The sequence below is a fragment of the Streptomyces sp. NPDC091282 genome (assembly GCF_044757385.1).
GTDB lineage: Bacteria > Actinomycetota > Actinomycetes > Streptomycetales > Streptomycetaceae > Streptomyces > Streptomyces gramineus.
Map to the genome: position 1 here is coordinate 371,072 of NZ_JBIVUX010000008.1, position 21,421 is coordinate 392,492.

The 21,421-nt window shown below is 73.7% G+C and carries 21 protein-coding genes; 8 read left to right on the forward strand and 13 right to left on the reverse strand.

What is annotated here, in order from left to right:
• Nucleotides 1-16: 16 nt before the first annotated feature.
• A complete protein-coding gene (locus ACIQOE_RS33335) occupies nt 17-1,051 on the forward strand; it encodes an LLM class flavin-dependent oxidoreductase (protein WP_401415437.1) in 1,035 nt (344 codons plus the stop codon).
• A 1-nt stretch (nt 1,052) separates the two neighbouring features.
• Here ACIQOE_RS33335 and ACIQOE_RS33340 read toward each other — a convergent pair whose 3' ends face one another.
• A complete protein-coding gene (locus tag ACIQOE_RS33340; RefSeq protein ID WP_363013422.1) occupies nt 1,053-2,027 on the reverse strand; it encodes a TauD/TfdA family dioxygenase in 975 nt (324 codons plus the stop codon).
• Between the two features lie 148 nt (nt 2,028-2,175).
• Here ACIQOE_RS33340 and ACIQOE_RS33345 point away from each other — a divergent pair, with 148 nt between their 5' ends.
• The 3 genes from ACIQOE_RS33345 to ACIQOE_RS33355 all read left to right on the forward strand — a co-directional run bounded on the left by ACIQOE_RS33345 (nt 2,176) and on the right by ACIQOE_RS33355 (nt 6,766).
• The gene (locus ACIQOE_RS33345) at nt 2,176-3,006 is read left to right on the forward strand and encodes an aldo/keto reductase (protein ID WP_401415439.1); all 831 of its coding nucleotides are present in this window, start codon (nt 2,176-2,178) and stop codon (nt 3,004-3,006) included.
• A 199-nt stretch (nt 3,007-3,205) separates the two neighbouring features.
• On the forward strand, nt 3,206-4,903 hold the full coding sequence (locus tag ACIQOE_RS33350) for a stealth family protein (RefSeq protein WP_401415441.1): 1,698 nt from the start codon (nt 3,206-3,208) through the stop codon (nt 4,901-4,903).
• 15 nt (nt 4,904-4,918) lie between these two features.
• Entirely contained in the window at nt 4,919-6,766 is a 1,848-nt protein-coding gene (locus ACIQOE_RS33355) for a stealth conserved region 3 domain-containing protein (protein ID WP_401415443.1), read from the forward strand.
• Here the strand turns inward: ACIQOE_RS33355 and ACIQOE_RS33360 are convergent.
• The 4 genes from ACIQOE_RS33360 to ACIQOE_RS33375 all read right to left on the reverse strand — a co-directional run bounded on the left by ACIQOE_RS33360 (nt 6,753) and on the right by ACIQOE_RS33375 (nt 10,636).
• Complete coding sequence (locus ACIQOE_RS33360) at nt 6,753-9,113, reverse strand: SpoIIE family protein phosphatase (RefSeq protein WP_401415445.1); 2,361 nt, start codon at nt 9,111-9,113, stop codon at nt 6,753-6,755. The genes ACIQOE_RS33355 and ACIQOE_RS33360 overlap by 14 nt on opposite strands.
• Nucleotides 9,114-9,167: 54 nt before the next feature.
• Nucleotides 9,168-9,635: a peroxiredoxin gene (locus ACIQOE_RS33365; RefSeq protein ID WP_399010667.1), complete on the reverse strand. Its 468-nt coding sequence runs from the start codon at nt 9,633-9,635 to the stop codon at nt 9,168-9,170.
• A gap of 3 nt (nt 9,636-9,638) precedes the next feature.
• On the reverse strand, nt 9,639-10,025 hold the full coding sequence (locus ACIQOE_RS33370; protein ID WP_401415447.1) for a hypothetical protein: 387 nt from the start codon (nt 10,023-10,025) through the stop codon (nt 9,639-9,641).
• 86 nt (nt 10,026-10,111) lie between these two features.
• The gene (locus tag ACIQOE_RS33375) at nt 10,112-10,636 is read right to left on the reverse strand and encodes a MarR family transcriptional regulator (RefSeq protein ID WP_351323151.1); all 525 of its coding nucleotides are present in this window, start codon (nt 10,634-10,636) and stop codon (nt 10,112-10,114) included.
• Between the two features lie 112 nt (nt 10,637-10,748).
• On the opposite strand from ACIQOE_RS33375, the gene ACIQOE_RS33380 reads away from it, so the two are divergent.
• From ACIQOE_RS33380 to ACIQOE_RS33390, 3 genes are all read left to right on the forward strand, one after another.
• Complete coding sequence (locus tag ACIQOE_RS33380; RefSeq protein WP_362648492.1) at nt 10,749-11,036, forward strand: putative quinol monooxygenase; 288 nt, start codon at nt 10,749-10,751, stop codon at nt 11,034-11,036.
• A gap of 322 nt (nt 11,037-11,358) precedes the next feature.
• On the forward strand, nt 11,359-11,766 hold the full coding sequence (locus ACIQOE_RS33385) for an SH3 domain-containing protein (protein ID WP_351323149.1): 408 nt from the start codon (nt 11,359-11,361) through the stop codon (nt 11,764-11,766).
• Between the two features lie 194 nt (nt 11,767-11,960).
• Nucleotides 11,961-12,728, forward strand: coding sequence for a DUF2690 domain-containing protein (locus ACIQOE_RS33390; RefSeq protein ID WP_351323148.1), 768 nt, complete (start codon nt 11,961-11,963; stop codon nt 12,726-12,728).
• A gap of 55 nt (nt 12,729-12,783) precedes the next feature.
• On the opposite strand, the gene ACIQOE_RS33395 is transcribed toward ACIQOE_RS33390, so the two are convergent.
• The 7 genes from ACIQOE_RS33395 to ACIQOE_RS33425 all read right to left on the reverse strand — a co-directional run bounded on the left by ACIQOE_RS33395 (nt 12,784) and on the right by ACIQOE_RS33425 (nt 19,502).
• The gene (locus ACIQOE_RS33395) at nt 12,784-14,109 is read right to left on the reverse strand and encodes an MFS transporter (protein WP_365556716.1); all 1,326 of its coding nucleotides are present in this window, start codon (nt 14,107-14,109) and stop codon (nt 12,784-12,786) included.
• A 211-nt stretch (nt 14,110-14,320) separates the two neighbouring features.
• On the reverse strand, nt 14,321-15,271 hold the full coding sequence (locus tag ACIQOE_RS33400; RefSeq protein ID WP_401415450.1) for a VOC family protein: 951 nt from the start codon (nt 15,269-15,271) through the stop codon (nt 14,321-14,323).
• A complete protein-coding gene (locus tag ACIQOE_RS33405; protein WP_401415452.1) occupies nt 15,252-16,370 on the reverse strand; it encodes a 4-oxalomesaconate tautomerase in 1,119 nt (372 codons plus the stop codon). Before ACIQOE_RS33405 ends, ACIQOE_RS33400 begins: the two co-directional genes overlap by 20 nt.
• Nucleotides 16,367-17,089 carry a 4-carboxy-4-hydroxy-2-oxoadipate aldolase/oxaloacetate decarboxylase gene (locus ACIQOE_RS33410; protein ID WP_365574645.1) on the reverse strand — a complete coding sequence of 241 codons (723 nt, stop codon included), beginning with the start codon at nt 17,087-17,089 and terminating at the stop codon, nt 16,367-16,369. Before ACIQOE_RS33410 ends, ACIQOE_RS33405 begins: the two co-directional genes overlap by 4 nt.
• Entirely contained in the window at nt 17,086-17,835 is a 750-nt protein-coding gene (locus tag ACIQOE_RS33415; RefSeq protein WP_365556708.1) for a PIG-L deacetylase family protein, read from the reverse strand. Before ACIQOE_RS33415 ends, ACIQOE_RS33410 begins: the two co-directional genes overlap by 4 nt.
• Before the next feature lie 52 nt (nt 17,836-17,887).
• Nucleotides 17,888-18,538, reverse strand: coding sequence for a GntR family transcriptional regulator (locus ACIQOE_RS33420; RefSeq protein ID WP_351329095.1), 651 nt, complete (start codon nt 18,536-18,538; stop codon nt 17,888-17,890).
• 106 nt (nt 18,539-18,644) lie between these two features.
• A complete protein-coding gene (locus ACIQOE_RS33425) occupies nt 18,645-19,502 on the reverse strand; it encodes a LysR family transcriptional regulator (protein WP_401415455.1) in 858 nt (285 codons plus the stop codon).
• 158 nt (nt 19,503-19,660) lie between these two features.
• Here ACIQOE_RS33425 and ACIQOE_RS33430 point away from each other — a divergent pair, with 158 nt between their 5' ends.
• Nucleotides 19,661-20,497 carry an EamA family transporter gene (locus tag ACIQOE_RS33430; RefSeq protein ID WP_401415477.1) on the forward strand — a complete coding sequence of 279 codons (837 nt, stop codon included), beginning with the start codon at nt 19,661-19,663 and terminating at the stop codon, nt 20,495-20,497.
• Between the two features lie 81 nt (nt 20,498-20,578).
• Here ACIQOE_RS33430 and ACIQOE_RS33435 read toward each other — a convergent pair whose 3' ends face one another.
• Nucleotides 20,579-21,235 (reverse strand): TetR family transcriptional regulator, encoded by a 657-nt coding sequence (locus tag ACIQOE_RS33435; RefSeq protein WP_351329100.1) that lies wholly within the window; start codon nt 21,233-21,235, stop codon nt 20,579-20,581.
• Between the last annotated feature and the right edge of the window lie 186 nt (nt 21,236-21,421).

Sequence of the window (21,421 nt, forward strand, 5' to 3'; positions counted from 1 at the left end):
GACCGCTGGAGGACCCGTGCCGTCGACCCCGCGCCCGCTGCGCAGACTCGGCTTCCTGACCATAGGCCTGTTCGACGGGGCGGACCCGGGCCGGGGGCACGAGTCCACGCTGGAGATCATCGAGCTGGGCGAGCGGCTCGGCTTCGACAGCGCCTGGGTGCGTCACCGGCACCTCCAGTACGGCATCTCCTCGCCGGTGGCCGTCCTCGCGGCCGCCTCGCAGCGCACCAGCCGCATCGAACTGGGCACCGCCGTGATCCCGCTCGGCTGGGAGAACCCGCTGCGGCTCGCCGAGGACCTGGCGACCGTCGACGTCCTGTCCGGCGGCCGCCTCAACCCGGGCGTGAGCGTGGGCCCGCCCATGCACTACGAGCAGGTCAGGGAAGCCCTCTACCCGGACACGGCGGACGCCGAGGACTTCAGCTACGAGCGCGTGCGGCGGCTCCTCGACCTGGTGCGCGGCAAGCCCGCCACCGACTTCAGCGGCGTCGAGGGCTTCGAGGTGTTCGCGGACGTCGTCCAGCCGCACTCCCCGGGCCTCGGCCGGCGGCTCTGGTACGGCGGCGGCAGCCTCGGCTCGGCGCGCTGGGCGGGCGAGCACGGCATGAACTTCCTGACCAGCAGTGTCGTACGGGCCGCGGAACCGCAGGACTCCTACGACTTCGGGGAGATCCAGCGCGCGCACATCCGGGAGTTCCGCGCCCACCACCCCGACGGCGAGGCGGCCCGCGTCTCCCAGGGGCTGGTGGTCATCCCCACCGACTCCGCGACGCCCGAGCAGCGCGCGAGGTACGAGGCGTACGCGGCCCAGCGGCTGCCCCGCACCACGAGCCCGCAGGGCCCGGCGCGGCTGCTGTTCGCGCCGGACCTGGTGGGCACCTCGGCGGAGCTGGTCGAGCGGCTGCACGCGCACGCCGGGTTCCGGGAGGTCGACGAGGTGGCCTTCGCGCTGCCGTTCACGTTCGAGCACGAGGACTACGTGCAGATCCTGACGGACATGGCCACCCGCCTGGGCCCGGCGCTCGGCTGGCGGCCGGGGGCCGCCGGCTGAGTCACCAGTGACCCGCCCGGGTGCCGGTGACCGGCTGCGACGGCTCGCCGTCCACGCCGACCGGCACCTCGCCGTGCAGCATCACCCGGTGCATGACCCGGGGGAAGCCGAGGTGGGTGTTGTCGCTCGGCGCGAGGTGGATGGTGGCCCGGTTGTCCCAGAAGGCGACGCTGCCGGGCTCCCAGCGGAAGCGGACCGTGTACTCGGGACGCACCGCCTGTTCGAGCAGCATCTCCAGGAGGGCGGCGCTCTCCGGGCGGGACACGCCGGCGATCTGCTCGACGTAGTAGCCGTTGACGTACAGCACCCGCTCGCCGGTCTCCGGGTGGACGCGCACCAGCGGGTGCACCGAGGCGACCTGGTGGTCCAGGAGATGGCGGAGGTAGGAGTCGTCGCCTGGCCGCGGCTGGTAGCCGACGCCCAGGCGGTGCTCGGCGCGCAGTCCGTCGACGAAGGCGCGCACGGGCGCGGAGAGCCCGGCGTAGGCGGCGGCGAGATTGGCCCAGGTGGTGTCGCCGCCGTACGGCGGGACGGTCTCGGCGCGCAGGATGGTCGCGGCCGGCGGGTCGACGCGGGCGCCGTGGTCGCAGTGCCAGCCGCGCAGCAGCGTGTGCCGGCGCCGCTGGAGCCACTCCTCGTGCTCCATCCCGAACCGTCCGCCCAGTTCCAGCCGGTCGGCGGTGGTCTCCACCTCGGGGAACCCGGCGGGTGAGGCGCTGCCCCGGCGTCCGAGCACGACCGGTTCGCCGAAGAGGCGGGCGAAGGCGACGTGACCCGCGTGGTCCAGCCGCTGCTCACGGAAGAAGACGACCTTCCAGCGCAGCACGGCCTCCCGGATCAGCGCGACGTCGGCGTCGTCGAGGCCGCCGCCGAGGTCGACGCCGGTGATCTCGGCCCCGATGTGCCCGGCGACCGGTCTCACCTCGGCTCCGCCGGCCCCCCGCGTCCGTCCAGCCGTGCCCCGGTCCGTCGTCATGCGTACTCCGAGTGGTCGTCGGTACCCGTCCAGGGAAGATCGTGTCAGCCCGGCGCGCACCGCGGAAGGGAGCACCGGGACCGGGTTGATCATCGCCCGCCCGGTCGGCGAGGCTGGGGGTACGACACAGCCGAGGGAAGGCCCCATCGTGATCAGCATTCCGGCGTACACGCTCAACGACGGCACGGCGCTGCCCGCCGTGGGCCTGGGCACCTGGCCCATGGACGACGCGCAGGCCGAGGAGGCCGTCGGCCATGCGCTCCAGGCGGGCTACCGGCTCCTGGACACGGCCGTGAACTACGGCAACGAGTCCGGGGTCGGCCGGGGCGTCGCGCGCGGCGGCGTCCCCCGCGAGGAGGTGGTGGTGACGACGAAGCTGCCGGGCCGCCACCACGGGTACGAGGAGACGCTGGCCTCCTTCGAGGAGTCCCGGCGGCGGCTCGGCGTGGAGTACGTGGACCTGTACCTGATCCATTGGCCCAACCCGCGGGTCGACCGGTACGTCGACTCCTGGAGGGCGATGATCAAGCTGCGCGAGGAGGGGCTCGTGCGCTCGATCGGCGTCTCCAACTTCACCGAGGAGCACCTCACCCGGCTGGAGAAGGAGACCGGGGTGCTGCCGTCGGTGAACCAGGTGGAGCTGCATCCGCTGTTCCCGCAGGAGGAGTTGCGCACCTTCCACGCCGGGAAGGGCATCGTCACCGAGAGCTGGAGCCCACTGGGCCGCGACGGCCGGCTCCAGCGGGACCCGGCCGTCGCCGGTGTCGCGGAGACGCTGGGGGTGACGCCCGCGCAGGTGATCCTGCGCTGGCACGTCCAGCTCGGCGCCGCGGCCGTCCCGAAGTCGGCCGACGCCCGCCGCCAACGCGAGAACCTGGACGTCTTCGGTTTCCACCTGAGCGATGCCCAGATGGCGGCGGTCTCCGGCCGCCCCCACGAGCGCCTGGGCGGCGACCCGGACCACCACGAGGAGTTCTAGGGCGCGTCCGTCCCGGGTGAGCCGCCACTGCTGTCTCCCCGACGGAAACGGCCACCCCTAGCACACATGTGCATGAGCCGGTTGAGAGCAAGATCAATTTTCTCTCAATTCTCCGCGAAAATTTCTACAACCATCCACCCAGGGTGTCCGTCTGGTTAACGCGAGGTTCTTTTGAGGTTGACGTAGAGGAGCTCAGAACGTGACCGTGCGTTCCTTTGCCCGGCGGGTCCGACCGCGAGTCGAGCGGAAGGCCGCCGAGAAGGTGTGGGAGCTGCGTACCCTGCGCCGCCGCCGCAGGGCGGCGGACACCGACCCGGTGCTCCGCCCGGTCGCGGTACGCGGCCAGCAGCTCTACGGACGGGTGGTGACCGGGTTCACCGCCGCCGGAGCGGCCGCCGCCAACCTGGGCCTGGTCCTCGGCGCGCTGGAGCAGGAGGGCATCCCCTACTTCCTGGTGCCGGCCTCGCGCACCCGCCACACCGTCGGGGTGAACGCCCTCGACCGGGAGCGTCTCCTCACCGCCCTGGAGGCGCGCAACGCGGGCAAGGCGGTGTTCATCGGCAGGCCGCTGCCCGGCGGAAAGCTCAAGCATCCGGCCCTGTTCATGGACGGCGTGCTGCCGGCCGGGCTGCGCAGGGCCCCGGTCCTGCGCATCGGCGAGAACCACCTCGGCCCCGCCGGCCAGTTGCTCGCCGGTCCGGAACTCGCCTGCGACGTGGAGTTCTGGGAGGACGGGGCGGCACTCCTCGCCTCCGACAGCGGCGCCCGGCGCCTGGCCGCCGTCCAGCCGCAGGCGTCCGAGGACATCTTCGCGGAGTCCCTCGTCGCGCCGCGGAACAACGGCATCACCGACGTCCTGCCGGTCTCCGAGCAGAAGCCGGCCCTGGTGCGGGTCGGCGGACGGGACCTGCCGAGCTTCGCCGCGCTCACCCGGCCGACCGTGCACGACGTGACCTTCCCGGTCGACGTCGTATACACCTGGGTGGACGGCGAGGAGCCCGCGATGCGGGCCAAGCGCGCCCGCTACCAGCAGCGCGGCACCGCCGAGATCCTGGACAAGGAGACCAACGCCTCCCGCTACACCAGCCACGACGAGCTGAAGTACTCGCTGCGCTCGCTCGCCATGTACGCCGACTTCGTCCGCCACGTCTACGTGGTGACCGACGGCCAGAAGCCGCACTGGCTCGACGACTCCGCACCGGGGATCACGGTCGTCGACCACCGCGACATCTTCCCCGCCGACGTCCTGCCGGTGTTCAACTCGCACGCGATCGAGACCCGCCTGCACCACATCCCGGGCCTGTCGGACCACTACCTCTACTTCAACGACGACGTGTTCGTCGGCCGCCGCGTCACCGCCGAGCACTTCTTCCACGGCAGCGGCCTGATGAAGGTCCCGGTCTCCCCGCTCAAGATCGGCGTCGGCAAGCCGCACGCCGAGGAGACGGCCACCAACTCCGCGAGCAAGAACGTCCGGGGCCTGCTCCTGGAGAAGTTCGGGCGGATGACCACGCACAACTTCATGCACACCCCGCTGCCGCAGCAGCGGCGTACCCTGCGGGCGCTGGAGGAGCTCTTCCCCGAGGACATCGCCCGCACCACGGCCTCCCGCTTCCGTTCGCCGCAGGACATCGCCGTGACGGCCCCGCTGCTCTACCAGTACGCGCTGATGACCGGCCAGGGGGTGCCGGGCCGGTTCGGCTTCCGGTACGTCAACATCAGCCGCCCGGACGCCGAGGCCCGCCTGGCCGACCTGCGCCGCACCCGGCGCTTCGACTTCTTCTGCCTCAACGACGTCGACGTACCGCCCGAGGAACGGGAACGGGTCGGGATCCGGATGGGTGAGTTCCTGGAGGACTACTTCCCCTTCCCCAGTCCCTTCGAGAAGCAGGACTGACGGGGGCCGGGGGGCATGGACATCCGTCACCGTCTTACGGCACCGGCGGGCCTGCGCGCCGCCGGGAGCCTTCTGAACCGCCTGTGGACCTGGGTGTCGGCCGGGCTCTGGGCCCTGCGCGCGTCCCGGGCCCGCCGGCGCCTGCGGAGCGCCGTCCCCGGAGCGCGGCACATCGCCCTCGGGCCGTCGCGGCTGTACGGCCGTACGGTCGCCGCGTACACCGCGTCGGACGGCGTCGAGGCCGATCTCGAAGGCGTCTGCACGCTCCTGGAGGGGCTGCGCGTCCCGTACTTCCTGGTGCCCTGCGACCACGGGCGCGGTGCGCCGCGGCAGGTCGTGGGCGTCGAGGAGGCGCACCGCGGCGAGATCCTCGCGCGGGCGACCCAGCGCTTCGCGGGCACCTGCTGCTACGTCGGCGCCGTCGGGCCTGACGGCTCGGTGACGACCGCGGTGCTCTGGGCCGACGGCCGGCTGCCGCGGGCCCTGCGGCGGGCCGCGGTGCTCCGCACCGGTGTGGTGCGCCTCGGTCCCGACGGGCAGGTGCTCAGCGGGCTCGAAGCCGGGTGCGACATCGAGTTCTGGCGCCACGGCCGGGACCTCGGCATCGCCTCCGCCACGGCCGCGGGCGCCGATCCCGCGTGGCTGACGGTGCCCGGCGCCCGGCTGCCGGACGTCTTCGGCACGGCGCTCGTCGCCCCGCGCCGCAATCCCGTCACGGAAGTGCTGCCGGCGGCCGCGCGACGGCCGGCGACGGCCCGCCGCCGGAGCGTCCCGACCTTCGCGCCGTTCGCCGAGCCGGGCATCGACGAGGTGCTGTTCCCCGTCGACGCCGTGTACACCTGGGTCGACGGCGACGACCCGGCGATGGCCGCCAGGCGCCGGGCCCACCGGGAACGCTCCGACGGCGTCATCGCCGCGCGCGAGACCGGCGCCTCCCGCTACACCAGCCACGACGAACTGAGGTACGCGCTGCGCTCGCTGGAGATGTACGCCGGTTTCGTCCGGCACGTCTACCTGGTGACCGACTCCCAGGTCCCGGCCTGGCTGGACCCGGACGCGGCGGGCCTGACCGTGGTGGACCACACGGACATCCTCCCGGCCGACGCGCTCCCCGTCTTCAACTCCCACGCCATAGAGAGCGCCCTGCACCACATCCCGGGCCTGTCGGAGCACTACCTGTACTTCAACGACGACGTCTTCATCAACCGCCCGGTGGGGCCGGGGCACTTCTTCCACGGCAACGGCATCGCCCGGATCCCGCTCTCCCCGCTCAAGCTCGGCGTCGGCGCCCCGCACCCGCTGGAACCGGCGCCGAACTCCGCGGGCAAGAACGCCCGCGAGGTGATCAGGCGCTACCACGGCCGGCAGATCACGCACAAGTCGCTGCACACCCCGCATCCCCAACTGCTGCCGGTCATGCGGGAGATGGAGAGTCTCGGAATCGAGGAGCTGGAACGGACCGCCTACTCGCGGTTCCGGTCCCTGTCCGACGTCGCGCCCGCCTCCACGCTCCACCACCACTGGGCGATGGCGACCGGCCGGGCCGTCCCGGCCGACTACCGCTTCCGCTACGTCCAGCTCGGCACACCGGACATGGGCCGGCGCCTGGCCCGGCTCGCGGCCGGCGAGGACGTCGACTTCTTCTGCCTCAACGACGTGGACACGCCCGCGGAGGCCAGACCGGCCGCGCGGGCGGCCATCCACGCCTTCCTGGACCGCAAGTACCCGTTCCCGAGCCGCTTCGAAGGCCCGGCCGCGCCGCTGCCGCCGCGGGAGGCCACCGCCGGCCCGGCGGACCGGGCCGGCAGGCCGCGGGCCGAACGGAGCGGCGCCAGGGCGGCTCGCGGGGTCAGGGGTCGCTGACCGGCAACGGGCCCTGCGGCAGGGGCTGTTCGGCCCAGATGGTCTTGCCGCTGCAGGTCTGGCGGCTGCCCCAGCGCTGGGTGAGCTGCGCGACCAGGAGCAGGCCGCGGCCGCCCTCGTCGAAGGCGTGCGCCCGCCGCAGGTGCGGGGAGGTCGAACTGCCGTCGGACACCTCGCAGATGAGCGCGCGGTCGCGGATCAGCCGTAGCTGGATGGGCGGTTCGCCGTAGCGGATGGCGTTGGTGACCAGTTCGCTGACGACCAGTTCGGTCACGAAGGCGGCTTCGTCCAGGCCCCAGTCGGCGAGGCGTTCGGTGGCCGCCTGCCGGAAGTACGCGACCTCGGCGGGATCGGGCGGGACGTCCCAGGTGGCGACCCGGTCGCCGCCCAGGGCACGGGTGCGGGCCAGCAGCAGGGCGACGTCGTCGGAGGGCTGTTCCGGCAGGACGGCCTTGAGCACGTTGTCGCCGAGGTCCTCCAGCGAGTCGGCGGGCGCGCTCAGCGCCCGGCACATCTCCTCGGTGGCGCGGTCCACGTCCCGGTCCCGGTCCTCGATCAGGCCGTCCGTGTAGAGGGCGACGACCGCGCCCTCGGGCAGGTCCAGTTCGGTGGCCTCGAAGGGCAGTCCGCCGACGCCGAGCGGCGGTCCCGCGGTCATCGGGATCAGCGCGGCCTCGCCGCCAGGCAGCACCACGGCGGGCGCCGGATGGCCCGCGGCGGCGAGGGCGAGACGGCGCGAGACGGGGTCGTAGACGGCGTACAGGCAGGTGGCGCCGAGTTCGGCGACCTCCTCTCCGGTGCCGTCGGCGGCCAGGTGGGTGACCAGGTCGTCGAGGTGGGTGAGGAGTTCGTCGGGGGGCAGGTCGACGTCCGCGAGGGTGCGCACGGCGGTGCGCAGCCGGCCCATGGTGGCGGAGGAGCGGATGCCGTGGCCGACGACGTCGCCGACCACCAGGGCGACCCGGCTGCCGGAGAGCGGGATCACGTCGAACCAGTCGCCGCCGATGCCGGCCACCGACCCGCAGGGCAGGTAGCGGTGCGCCACCTCGACGGCGGCCTGGCCGGGCAGGCCGCTGGGCAGCAGGCTGTGCTGGAGGGCGAGGGCGGTGGAGCGCTCGCGGGCGAAACGGCGGGCGTTGTCGATGCAGACGGCAGCGCGGCTGCCGAGTTCCTCGGCGAACACGGTGTCGTCGCTGGCGTAGTCGTCTGGGTGGCGCATGCGCACGCCCACGGCGACGCCGAGCAGGACGCCACGGGCCCGCAGCGGTACGGCGATCATGGAGTGGACGCCCTGCCGGTATCTGCGGCCCTCGGGCGCGCGGGCGTTGCGCTCCTGGACCCAGCGCCGGAACTCCCGTTCGCCGGCCTGGCTGACCACGGCGCGGCCCTCCCGCAGCGCCCGGGCCGGGGGTGACCACTCCAGGTGCACCTCGGTCTCCCCGATCGGTACGGCGGCCTCGGGAGTGCCCTCGTTCGCCGAGCCGTGGGCGACGCGGCGCAGCACGATGTCCCCCTGCGGGAGGCCGGGCAGTTCCTCGGCGGAGAGCACCCAGTCGAGCAGGTCGACGCTGGCGAAGTCGGCGTAGCGCGGGACGATCAGTTCGACGACCTCCTCGGCGGTGCGCACCACGTCCAGGGTGGTGCCGATGGAGGTGGCCGCCTCGTTGAGCAGGGCGAGCCGCAGCCGGGCCAGGTACTGCTCGGTGCTGTCGAAGGCGGCGAGGGCGACGGCGGTCAGTTCGCCCCCGGGGTCGCGCAGGGGCCACATCTCGATGCTCCAGGCGTGCTCGCGGCTCAGGGCCGGGGCGCCGGTGAAGCTCTCGTAGCGGGTGGGGCGCCCGGTCTCGACGACCTGGCGCAGGTGGTTCAGAAATCCCCGGGTGTGCGGCAGGTCTTCGACGGTGTCCAGGAAGAAGCGGCCTCGCAGGGACTCCTCCGGGAGGCCGGCGGCCCGGCAGACCGCGTCGTTGACGCGCAGGTAGCGCTGCCGGACGTCGAAGACCGACATGGACATGGAGGCCTGCTGGAAGGCCTGTTCCGCGAGGCCGGTGCCGGGCGGCGGGAGCGGGCCGGCGGTGAGGACGTGGCCGGTGGTCTCCCCGTCGGCGCCGAGGACGGGGGACGCGGTCAGGGCGATCTCCGTGCGGCGTCCGTCGGCGTGGCGCAGCGCGACGGTCCCGGCGCGGGCGGCGAGCACGGTCGCGGGCACCGCTTCGGCGAGCAGGTCGGCGGCGGGGCGGCCGACGACCTGCGCCGCCGGGCGTCCGGTGAGGGTCCGGGCGCCTTCGCTCCACCCCGTCACCCTGCCCAGGGCGTCGATGACCGCCACGGCCGCGACACGCTCCATACGCCCCAGGATGGGACCTGTGCCCCAGCGCATCAAGCGCGGGGGCGGCCCGTCTCAGCCCTGCCGGGCGCGCAGGGCGGCGAGCGCCCGGTCGGCGTGCGTGTTCATCCGCAGCTCGCTGCGGACCACCTCCAGGACGGTGCGGTCCCGGCCGATCACGAAGGTGGCCCGCTTGGTGGGGGCCAGCGCGATCCCGCGTCTGACGCCGAACCGCTCGCGGACCGTGCCGTCGGGGTCGGAGAGCAGCGGCATGCCGAGCGTGTGCTTGCCGGCGAACTCCTGCTGCCGTTCGACGCTGTCCCCGCTGATCCCGACCGGCCGGGCGCCGGCGGCCGCGAACTCGGCCGCGAGGTCGCGGAAGTGGCAGGCCTCGGTGGTGCAGCCGGGCGAGAGCGCGGCCGGGTAGAAGAAGAGGACCACCGGCCCGTCGGCGAGCAGTTCCGTCAGGGTCCGGGTCGTGCCGGTCTCGTCCGCCAGCGCGAAGTCCTCGACCGTGCTTCCGACCTCGATGATTCCCGCCATCTATCAGCCCTCCTCGGTGCGTGTGACCTGGTGTGCGACGCCGCGGGCCCAGAGCACCAGGGGGATCTGGAGCGGCAGGCGGGCCAGTGCCGCGGTCCTCAGCGGCTCGGGCCGCCGCCGCCAGTCGACGGCCATCTGCACGTTGGCGGGGAACACGCCGACGAAGAACGCGGCGGCCGCGCGGGCCGCCGGCCGGCGGGTGAGCGGCAGTGCGATCCCGGCCGCCAGTGCCAGCTCGACCGCTCCGCTGCCGTACGTCCAGGCCCGGCGCGAGCCGGGGAGCGCGCCGGGGACCATGGCGTCGAACGACTTCGGCGCCGCGAAGTGCGCCATTCCGGCGGTGGCCAGCAGCCCCGCCAGGAGCAGGGGTGAACGTCGGGACCGGGCCACGCCGCCTCCTCGGGAAGACCTGGCGCCGCACATTACCGGGTGGTACGGACCGGCTGCGCACCGGGTCCGGGGTGACCGCGGTCGCTTCACGGGGTGCGGTCGGCGGGTCCCGCTGCGCCGGGGTCCTGGCCTTGCTCGTCGTCGCCCGTGCGGGCCAGGAAGTCGTCGACCATGCGGTGGAACAGCGTGGCCAGCGTGCGCAGCTCCGCGGGCTGCCACCCGCCGAGGGCCAGCTGCATGCCGCGCGCCCCCGCCTCCCTGATCCGGTCGACGGCCTCGCGTCCGGCGCCGGTCAGCTCGATCCGCTGGGCACGGCGGTCGGCGGGGTCGGGGACCCGGGTGACATGGCCCGACCGCTGGAGCTGCTGCACCGTGCGCGTCACGTGGGAGGCCTCCACTCCGAGCCGCTGGGCCAGCTCACCGGGGCGCAGCGGCTCGGAGTCGGCGATCTGGCGCAGCAGCGCCACGGCGGCACGGTCCAGCGGGACCCCGGCGAGCGCCATCAGCCGCTCGTGCTGCCGGGCCCGGGTGCTCAGATAGGTGATGCGCGTCAGCGCACGCTCGATCTCGGCGACCTCCGGGGTGACGGCCGGCAGGGGTTCGGTGGACATACCGGCCAGTTTACCATCTGGTTGCGTAACTCAAGTAAGTTGCCGCACGGGGTGGGCGGACGCGTGATCCATGCTGGAATCGGGGTACCGGACCCGGCCCTCGGAGGTACGCATGGCTTACACGGTCGTAGCCCACTACCGCTGCGCGCCCGAGGACGAGGCGACGGTGCGCGCCGCGCTGGTGAGGGCGCGGGAAGCCACCCGCGCGGAGCCCGCGAACCTGATGTACGAGGTCCACGCCGTGGAGGGCGAGCCCGGCGGGTTCCTGCTGTACGAGCGGTACACCGACCGGGAGGGGTTCGAGGCGCACAAGGCCTCGGCCCACTTCGCCGAGGTGATCGTGGGCGTGGTGCTCCCGCTGCTGACGGAGCGCACCATCACCTTCGGCGAGGTGATCTAGGGGCCGGCAGGCCCGCCCGGAGCGGCGGTTCGACACCACGTAGGCCCCGTCTCCCGTCCCGTGTCCGTCCCGCACCACCGGGAACACGGCGCCGCGGATCCCGTGGGCGTGTTCGCCGGGACACGTCACGCGGGCCGTCACGGAGCCGGGCCGCGCGGTCGGGCACCTCGGCGCCCGCAGCCCGACGGGCCGGGCCGACGTCCCCGGGGATGTCCCACGTGTCCCGGGGAACGCGGGGACGACATGACCGGCGGCGGCCACGGCAATCCTCCCCATCGTGATCACGGTTCGTGGTCACGAGCACGACAGCACGGAGGTTTCCATGTCCCGTCGGATCCTGAAGAACGGCCTGCTGGCCACGGTCGCGGTGTTCGCGTTCCTGCCCACGGCCGGGGTCGCCACCGCGAGCGCCGCCACGATCCCCGCACCGCAGGGAATCGCCCAGAACCAGTCCTCCACCGTCCTGTCCGCCCCCGCGGCGCAGGGCCACCGCGCCTACCGCACCGTGGGACGGGTGACCACGCGTCACGTCCGGCTCAACGTCCGGTCCGGCCCGAGCACCCGCTACCGCGTGGTCGGCCACCGGCACAGCAACCGGCTCGTCCCGGTGGCCTGCAAGTCGTACGGCGGCGCGGTGCATGGCAACCACACCTGGTACCGGCTCCCGCACCGCAAGGGCTACGTCTCCGGCCACTACGTCCGGGTCGGCCACGCCGTCCCGTGGTGCTGACGGTTCCGGCCCGCCGTACTGCCTGACCGCTGAAGGCCTGTTCGGGAACGCGGTTCCCGAACAGGCCTTCGGCATGCACCCCCTGACGCACCGTCTTCACACCACGACGGCGATTGCGACCCCGGTCCGCAGGGGAACCCATTCCGACAACAGGGGCGAAACGCCCATAGCGTAATGAAGTTGAGGCACGCACCATGCGGCACTCCGAAGGAGCGACCACCACCCCACCCCACGAGTCGCCGACGGCGAACCTGCGTGAACTGAAGGAGCGTACGGGACTGAGCCTGGCGGCACTGGCGGCCCGCACTCCGTACAGCAAGTCCGCCTGGCACCGCTATCTGAGCGGCACCAAACCGCCGCCGCGTCCGGCCGTCGAGGCCCTGGCCCGGCTCGCGGGCGTCGACCCGGCGGCTGTCCTGGCGCTGTGCGAGGCCACCGGGGAACCGGCTCCCGCCTCCCCCGCACCGCAGGCACCCCGGGCCAGGCGGTGGTGGCGGCTGCCGCTGACCGCGCTCGCGCTGCTGGCCGTGGCCGGGGTCACCGCGGCGGCGTTCAGCGTGTCCGACCGGCGCGCCGGCCAGGGCACGCAGCCGGTGTCGGGGGCACCGCGCTGCCACGGGCGTTCCTGCCAGGGCGAGTTGCCGGACACCTCGGCGTGCGCCCGCGACGCGCAGACCAAGAGCAGGGTCACCGGCACCGCGTACGACGTCCGGCTGCGCTACTCCCCCACCTGCGGGACCGCCTGGTCGGAGGTGCGGATGCGGGCCTCGCGCGCCCGTGAGGTCTCGGTGCGGGCCGGGCAGGACGTGCTCTCGGCGAGCTATCCGGCCGCCGACTCCATCGGCTACACCAGCCCGATGCTGGCGGTCGCGACGCCCCGGGGAGTGGAGGCGTGCGCGGACGTGGAGGGGAAGCTGGCGTGCACCGGGCTGGAGGCCGAACCGGAGGAACCCGAGGAGTGAGCGCGGCGCCGCGCCCGGGACCGGAGCGCGGCGCCGACCCTGATCGGGAGACGGGTCAGTGCGCGGCGGCCACCGCCTCCCGGTCGCCGCCGGTCCGCGGCTGCCGGGCGGAGCGCAGCGCGGCGACGCCGATGAACACCGCCGAGGAGACGCCGGCCAGCGCGAAGGCGGTGAAGCCCCAGTCGCCGTGGCCCGCGGCGAGCAGCTGCCCGCCGAGCCAGGGGCCGAAGACCGCGCCGAAGCGGCCCATGCCGGAGGTCCAGCCGACGGCGGTGGCCCGGTTGTCCGGGGTGGAGCGCAGGGAGACGGTCGCGTAGACCATCGTCTGGGCGCTGTTGAGGAAGACGCCGGTGAGGAAGACGACCACCATGGTCACGCCGGTGGCCAGGTGGACGCCGAGCAGGTGGACGCCGGCGGCGGTCAGCGCGAACCAGAGGGCGGAGACGCGCGGGGCGCCGAACCGGTCGGCGGCGCGGCCCGCGGCGAGCATGCCCACGATGCCGCCGAGGTTGAAGACGACGACGAAGGTCAGGGCGCTGCCCAGCTCGTAGCCCTCACCGCGCATCAGGGTGGGCAGCCAGGTGGCGACGCCGTAGACCAGCAGCAGGCCGCCGAAGGAGGCGAGCCAGTACAGCAGGGTCTGGAGCCACTCGCCGCCGCGGAACAGGCCGAGCAGCGCGTCCCAGCGGTCGGCGGCGCTCTTCCCGCCGGCGGCGGCGGGCAGTTCGACCTCGTAGCGGTCGGCCAGCGCCCGGGCCTCGGCGTCGCGCCCCTTGGCGACCAGGAAGCTCAGCGACTCCGGCAGGAACCTGAGCAGCACGGGCACGAAGAGCAGCGGGAGCACGCAGACCCAGAAGGCGGCGCGCCAGCCGACCGGTTCCACCAGCCACTTGGCGACGTAGGCGGAGAGGATGCCGCCGGTGTGATGCGCGGTCATCAGCAGCCCGATGGTGAGGGCCACCCGGCCGCCCCTCGCGTAGTCCGAGACCATGCTGATCGCGGTGGGCAGCAGGCCGCCGAGACCGACGCCGGCCAGCGTGCGGCCGAGTCCGAAGACCGCCACCCCGCCCGAGACCGCGCAGATGCCGGAGGCGAGCGAGAACAGCGTGACGCAGCCGGTCATCAGCCGCTTGCGGCCGATCCGGTCGGCGACCGTACCCGCGGCCAGGGCGCCGACCAGCATGCCGAAGGTGGCGTAGGAGCCGAGGTCGCCCGCCTGGTCCGCGGTGAGGCCGAAGGTCCTGGTCTCCAGCAGGTGGGGCAGCACCGAGCCGTAGATGAACATGTCGAGGCCGTCGAAGAGCACGGCGAGCCAGCACAGGCCGACGACCAGGACGGCCAGTCTGCCGCCGCGGGGGGACAGGGCGGGGGAGGAGGACATCGTCGTTTTCCTCTCGTCCAGGAGGCGTTGCCCGGAGGGGAAGCGGTGAGGGGGCCGGCGCGGCGCGTGCGGCCGGTCCGTGGTGCGTCGACGCTAGGGACCGGGTCCAGAAGTGTCAACGTTTTTGTCAACAATCGCAGCGGACGACAGGGCCGAGAGGGCGGGCGGCGCACGGCAGCGCGTCGCCCGCCCCCTTCGACGGCCGGACGGCTCAGCCGGCCTGCGGTGTCCCGTGGGTGTGGAAGGACTCGATCGTCTTCAGGCCCCAGGCCTGGCCCTTGGCGCGCTCGGCCTCGGTCCAGGTGATCAGCGGCCAGTCGGGCGCCAGCACCAGCCTGGTGAGCGGGTTGCAGAGCTCGACACGGTTGCCGCCCGGCTCGTAGACGTACAGGAAGAACGTCTGCTGGATGGCGTGCTTGTGCGGGCCGGTCTCGATGAACACGCCGGTGTCGATGGCGAGATCGGCCGCGCGCAGCACGTCCTCGCGGGTGTCGGTGGCGAAGGCGATGTGGTGCAGCCGCCCGTGCGAGCCGGTCCGGTCCGCGGTGTACACGACGTCGTACGACTTGTTCGTGAAGGTCAGCCAGCGGGCCGCGATCCGCCCGGTGTCCAGCCGTATCTGCTCGGTCGGCCGGGCGCCGAGGACCTGTTCCTGGAACTCGGCGTTGGCGAGCACGTCGGCGGCCAGGAAGTTGACGTGGTCCAGGCGCCGCACGCCGACACCCCGGTTCGGCTTGGCCTGCGGCTGGTTCTTCAGCGCGGGCCCGAGCCCAGTTGGGGCCCGGTAGTGCTCGCTCTCCCAGTAGAGGGCGTGCTCGTGGCCGTCCGGGTCGGTGGTGACGTACAGCTTGCCGAGCCCCGGCTCGTCCTCGGCCCAGCGGCCGACGCCGCCCGCCTCCTCGACCGCCCTGACCCGGCGGTCCAGCGCCTCCTCGCTGGAGGTGCGCAGGGCGAGCCGGCCGGGGCCGGGCCGGTCCCGGGCGGTGAGGACCAGGCTGTGGTGCTCGTAGTCGTCGAAGGCGCGCAGGTAGACCGTGCCGCCGTCCTGGCCGTTGACGGTCAGGCCGAGGAAGTCGGTGCAGAAGGCGACGCTCGCGTCCAGGTCCGGGGTGAACAGCTGGGCGTGGCCGACATGGGCGATGTCACCGAGGGGCGGAGCCATCGTTGCCTCCTTGGGGCGGTACGGGGGTGGCGGCGGCGCGCGGGAAGACCGTGCCGTCGAAGATCTTGCGGGCGGTGCGGACCACCGCGGTGCGGCGGACGGCAGGCCGGGCGCCGCCGGCACCGGGGTCGACGCTGATGTCGATGTCCAGGAATCCGGTGGGGTGTTCGACGCGGATCCGGTCGCCGCGGTCCGGGAGCCGGGCGATCCCCTCCCCCGCGCCGCCGGGCAGCCTGAGGCCCGCGGCCACGCTCGCGGCGCCGAGGACGCCGATCGAGGTGTGGCACCGGACCGGGATGAAGGTCCTGGTGGTGACCGCGCCGCCGGTGCGGGGCGGCGCGAGCAGGCTGAGCTTGGGCACGGTGGCCCCGCGCACGTCCCCGAGTCCCATCAACTCCCCCGCCGCCAGCCGGATCTCGTGCAGCCGGCCGGCGAGCGTCCGGTCCTCCTCCAGGTCGCCCGGTGTCTCGTACCCGGTGACGTCGAGGTCGCGGGCGGCGACGAGCACGGTCGGCATGCCGTTGTCGACGCAGGTCACCGGCGTACCGGCGACGGTGTCGCGGACGTTCCCGGTGGGCAGCAGCGGGGTGCGGGCGGCCGGGAACCCGATGACCACCGGGGCGGCCGTGCCGGGCACGCCGGAGATCTCGGCGTCCCCGGTGTAGTCGACCCGCCCGCCGGGGGTGGGAAAGCGGGCGACGGCCTGCTCCCCGGTGTTGAGCATGCGGATCCGTACGGAGGTCGTGGCGTCGCCGGGGGCCACGAGCCCGCGCTCCACGGCGAACGGGCCGATTCCGGCGAGGATGTTGCCGCAGTTCTGACGATCCATCACTACCGCGTCTTCGATGGAGACTTGGAGGAAAAGGTAGTCGACGTCCGCCTCAAGATCGGCGGACGGCCCGACCACCGCGACCTTGCTGGTGAGGGGGTGGCCCCCGCCCAGGCCGTCGATCTGGCGCGGATCCGGGCTGCCCATCACGCGCAGCAGCAGGTCGTCGCGGGCGGCGGGGTCGGCGGGAAGGTCCGCGGCCAGGAAGTACGCGCCTTTGGAGGTGCCGCCGCGCATCAGCATGCAGCGCACCCCCGCGGCCCCGGTCACCGGCCGGACTCCCCGCGCGCCTCGCGCGCCCGGTGCTCCTCGTAGGTGCGGTACTCGACGCCGAGCCGTTTCAGCGTGTCCCGCAGTCCGTAGCGGTCAAGCCCCAGCTCGCCCGCGGCGAACGCGGCGCGGGTCGCGGCCTCCTTGGCCTCGCGGGCCGCCGACCTCCGGGCCGTCTCGCGCGCCCGCTCGCGGGGGACGACCACGACGCCGTCGTCGTCGGCGAGGATCACGTCACCCGGTTCGATCACCTGGCCGTCGATCGCGATCGGCACGTTGACCGAGCCGCCGGTGGCCTTGACCGTGCCCTGCGCGCAGACCGCCCGGGACCAGGCGGCGAACCCCATGTCCCGCAGTTCCCGGGTGTCCCGGATCCCGGTGTTCAGGACCGCCCCGCGCACTCCGCGCCGTGCCAGGGCGGTGGCGAACAGCTCACCGAAGAGGCCGTCCTGGCAGGGCGAGGTGGTGGTGACGACCAGGATGTCGCCCTCGCCGCACTGCTCGACGGCCGCGTGGATCATGAGGTTGTCGCCGGGCCAGCCGATGACGGTGACGGCCGTTCCGGCGACCCGGACGCCCTGCTGGACGGGCCGGATGCCCGGACCCAGCAGGCCCGTGCGGCCCATCGCCTCGCCGACGGTGGCGACCCCGAAGGCGGCGAGGGCGTCGACGTCCCGCGCCTGCGCCTTCGGCGGATCGGTGACGATCACGCCGCTCATGCCAGCTCCCGCGCGATCTGCGGGAACGGCCGCATGAACGCCTCGGCCCTGGTGTCGTGCGCCAGGCCCAGGTTGGGACCGGCGTTCCGCCGGAGCTGGACGCCCCGGCGGACGGCGAGGTCGGTGTAGTAGGCCCACAGGTGCTCCTGGGCGCCGAGGCACTCCATCGCCTTGCGCTTGGTGTCCCAGACCTCGGTGATGTCCAGCAGGACCTCGGGCCGGAAGCCGCTCATCTCGGGCTGGTGCGGCTCGAAGAGGAAGACCGGCGGGGCTCCGATGACGTCGCCCTCGCCCGGGTATCCGACGGCCTGGGCGAGGATCCGGGCCTGGAGGGCCATCCGGTGGGCGGCCGGGTGGTCGCCGTTGTAGGGGTCCTCCGCGGGGTGGGTGAGCACGACGTCGGGCCGGGTCTCCCGGTAGAGGGCGACGAGCCGGTCGGTCAGCTCGGCGGACGCGGTCAGCGGGTAGTCGCCGGCGTCGAAGAAGCGGACGCCGGCGCCGAGCACGGCGGCGGCGCGCTCCGCTTCCTCCCCGCGCATCGCCTTGATCTCCGCCAGCCCCTTGCCCGCGCGCCACGCCTTCGCGGACTCGCCCCGCTCCCCAAAGGTCAGGCAGGCGACGGTGACCTTCTCGCCACGGGACGCGGCCAGGGCGATGGCTCCGCCCGCCCGCCACACGAAGTCCCCGGCGTGCGCGGTGACGACCAGGGTGGAGCGGGGTGGGGCGGGCACGTTGGCGTGCGTCATCGCAGAAATCTCCTTGGTGGACGGATGTGCGCCCACCCCGCCCCGGGCGTGCTCAGTCGCTCAGTGCGTCGATCACGCTCGTGAGGTGGGCGCGGACGGCCGCCTCGGCCGCCTGCGGGTCCCTGGCCGTGATGGCCTCGATCATCGCCAGGTGCTCGCTCAGGGATTGCTGCGGACGCCCCGGCCGCAACGCCAACTGGAAGCGGTGCCTCACCAGTTGCGCGTTGAGCCGCTCCAGCAGTGCCACGGCGGTCCGCTGGCCGGAGATCTCCCGGATCCTGTCGTGCAGCGCGTGGTTGAGCTCGGAGTAGGTGACCGGCTCGCCATCCGCGACGGCCTTGGTCATGGCCGCCCCGAGGTCCGCGAGTTCGGCGAGGTGCCCGTCGTCGGCCACGACGGCCGCCTTCGCGGCGCACAGTCCCTCCAGGACCATCCGGCACTCCGTGATCGCGACCGCCTCCTCCACGGTCACCACCCGCACCCGCGAGCCGCGGTTGCGGATCCGCTCGACCAGTCCCTGGGCCTCCAGATCGATCAGTGCCGCGCGGATGCTGGCCCGCGTCACACCGAAGTCCTCGGCGAGTTCGTTCTCCACCAGCCGCTGGGCCGGTGCCATCTCGCCGTGCAGGATCGCCTGCCGCAGCAGCGCGAGCGCGTGCTGCTTGGCCTGCTCTCCGGTGCTCGGACGGGCTTCTTCCGGCATCGTTCGCCCTCCCTGAGTGAGTGCCTGTCGAACGTAAATCTAGCCCGACAAGATTGTCAACAATTTTGTCCGCCGTATTGCCGGGCGCCGATCCCCGGGTGACCGCTCAGCCGGTGCGGTACAGCTCGCTGAGCAGTTCGAGGACGGCCTGCCGGGCCGGGTGCGGATCCTCCCGCCACCAGGCCAGCCGGACGGCGACGGGTTCGGCGTCCCGCACCGACCGGTACACGATGCCGGGCCGCGGGTACTGGTTGGCGGTCGACTCCGCGGTCACGCCGATCCCGCGCCCGGCGGCGATCTCGGTGAGCCAGTCGTCCACGGAGTGCGTCTCCTCGACGGCCGGACGGGACGGCTCCGGCCACAGCTCGGGGGTGGTGGTGCCGGTGCGCCGGTCGGTCAGGACGGTCCGGCCGGTGAGGTCGGCGAGCCGCACGGACCGGCGGCGGGCCAGCGGGTCGTCGGCGGCCACCGCGCACAGCCGCCGCTCCAGCCCCACGATCGCCGACTCGAACCGCCGGTCGGCGAGCGGCCGCCGGACGACGGCCAGGTCGCAGGTTCCCTCGGCGAGCCCGGCGGAGGGCGTGTTCACCCGGACGAGATGCAGATCGGTCCCGGGGTGCGCGGCCGTCCAGTTCCGCTGGAAGGCGACGGTGTGCCGGCCCACCGCCGACCAGGCGTAGCCGATCCGCAGCAGGGTGTGCCCCGAGCCGGCCTCCTGGACCAGGTCGGCGACGTCCGCGAGCACCCGGCGGGCCCGCCGCACCACCCGCAGCCCGGTCGCCGTCGGCGTCACCTCGCGCGAGGTCCGCCGCAGAAGCCGTACCCCCAGGGCCTGTTCCAGTCCCGCGAGGGTCCGGGACACGGCCGCCTGGGACACCCCGAGGGCGATCGCCGCGTCGGTGAAGGTGCCCTCGTCGACGATGGCCACCAGGCAGCGCAGCTGCCGCAGCTCGACCTGATCCATACGCTCAGCGTATCGATGCCGGGGCGCATGCATTTTGCGCAACGTCTCCCCCGGCCGACCCTGCTGTCATGCGACGAGTCCAGGACCGCCCGGCCGCCCCCTCCGCCTCCTCCGCCTCCGTCCCCTCCCCGGCCGCCGTACCCGGGCGGCTGGCCGGCGTGGCGGCCATGGCGGGCAGCGGCCTGTCCAACCAGACGGGTGCGGCGATCGGCGCCCTGGCCTTCCCGGTCCTCGGCCCGCTCGGCGTGGTGGCGGTACGGCAGTACGTGGCCGCGCTCGTCCTGGTGGCCGTCGGTCGGCCCCGGCCATGGGCCTTCACCCGGCGGCAGTGGTGGCCGGTGCTGCTGCTGGCGGCGGTCTTCGGCACCATGAACCTGACCCTGTACTCCGCCATCGACCGGATCGGCCTCGGTCTCGCGGTGACGCTGGAGTTCCTGGGCCCGCTGACCGTCGCGCTGGCGGCGTCCCGCCGCCGGCTGGACGCGGGGTGCGCGGCGCTGGCGGCGGCCGGGGTGGTGGTGCTGATGCGCCCGCGGCCCTCGACGGACTACCCGGGAATGGCCCTGGGGCTGGTCGCCGCGGGCTGCTGGGCGTCGTACATCCTGCTCAACGGCGTGGTGGGGCGGCGGATACCGGGCGTGCAGGGTCCGGCGGTGGCCGCGTCCGTGTTGGCGCTGACGTTCCTGCCGGCCGGAGTGGTGGTGGCGCTGCGGCATCCGCCGACGTCCGGAGCCGTGCTGTGCGCGGTGGCGGCCGGTGTCCTGTCGTCGGCGGTGCCCTACCTCGCCGACCTGCTGACCCTGCGCAGGGTTCCGGCCCAGACCTTCGGCCTGTTCATGAGCGTCAATCCGGTACTGGCGGCGCTGGTCGGCCGGGTGGTGCTGGGGCAGAGCCTGGGGGCGCCGGAGTGGGCGGGAATCGGGGCGGTGGTCGCGGCGAACGCGGCCGCCCTCGCGGCACGGCCCCGCCGAGGCGCGGCCCCGGATCACGCGTGATGGGCGAAGTGGGCCCGGCGGACCGCCCGTTGGACAGGTGCCGAGCGGATCCCTCGGCGGGCGCCGGGGCGAGGGGCGCCGTCAGCTTCGGCGCGTGGCGGTGACGGGTGCCAGCCACAGACCGAGGAGCGCGTCGGTGAGTCCGGTGGCCGCGTCGCTCCAGGTGGCGCGGGGCGTGTCGGTGCCCTCGGCGAGGGCGCGCTCGCGCTCGGCGCAGGTGTGCAGGATCAACGTCCGTGCCATCTGGCCGCGTTCGGCACGGACGTCGGCGGGCAGTTGCGGCAGGCACCGGACGAGCCCGGCGACGGCCTCGCGCAGCGAGGGCGAGGCGAGGGACTCCTCGACCATGATCTCGTAGAGCGCCGGGTCGGTCGCCACCTGGGCGCAGAAGCGGGCGTACCAGGTGGGGCTGCCCAGGCTCGCGAGGTGTTCGGTGATCGGGCGGACCAGGCAGTCGACCCGGTCGCGGACGTCGTCGGTGTCGCCGACGGCGGCCAGCAGCCGGACCCGGATCTCCTCGATCCGCTCGAAGTGCCGGGCGGCGATCGCGCGGACCAGGTCGGCCTTGGTGCCGAAGTGGTAGCCGACGGCGGCGTTGTTGCCCTGGCCCGCGGCCTCGCTGACCTGACGGTTGGACACGGCGTACACGCCCTGTTCGGCGAAGAGCCGTTCCGCCGTGTCGAGGATGGCCTCCCGTGTCGCGCTGGCCTGCTCCGCCCGCGCCGCCCTGCCCGCCATGCCCACCACCGCTCCGGGACCGCGCACCCTCCCGGTGCGGCCGGTCCCGCGAGCCGTACCGGGGCCTCGCCCGGGGCGGCGAGGTCCAGCCGGGAAAGCCTACGCGGCGGTGGCGCGCGACGCCTCCGCCCCTGCCAGTAAAGTAAGTCAAGCGACTGACTTAAGCACGGTCGTGCCGCTGCGTGC